Here is a 564-nt window from a genome sequence, read left to right on the forward strand (position 1 = left end):
TGCTATCACTGCTCTGTCTGAAGGATTAGCTTTAGCAAAAGGCACATGGATGAATACAGGAGAAGGTGGCCTTTCCCCTTATCATTTAATAGGAGGGGTCGATATTATTATGCAAATCGGACCAGCCATGTTTGGAGTTCGAGATAGTATCGGCGAAATGGATTGGGATGAGTTAAAAAGAAAAAGTGAAATTCCAGAAATCAAAGCATTTGAGGTTAAATTAGCCCAAGGGGCAAAAACTCGCGGAGGTCATATCGATGCTGAAAAAGTAAATCCTGAAATTGCAGAGATTCGAAAGGTTGAGGCATACAAATCAATCGATAGTCCGAATCGATTTCATCAATTTCATGATGTAGAATCAATGTGTGACTTTGTTGAAAAAATCCGAAACCATACAGGCATACCGGTTGGTATTAAGATGGTTATCGGTGGAAATGATAGTGTTGAAAAACTTGCCAAATATATGAAAGATACTGGAAAAGGTCCAGATTTTATAACGTTGGATGGCGGAGAAGGAGGCACAGGTGCTTCTTATCAAGAATTGATTCCTACGCTATCAATCAA

General features: G+C 39.4%; 1 protein-coding gene. It reads left to right on the forward strand.

The window, feature by feature from the left end; translation table 11 throughout:
* On the forward strand, nt 1-564 hold a 564-nt coding region (locus AC1DUW_RS32060; protein ID WP_477644611.1), incomplete at both ends, for a glutamate synthase-related protein.

Source organism: Peribacillus sp. P4_C12, assembly GCF_056402095.1.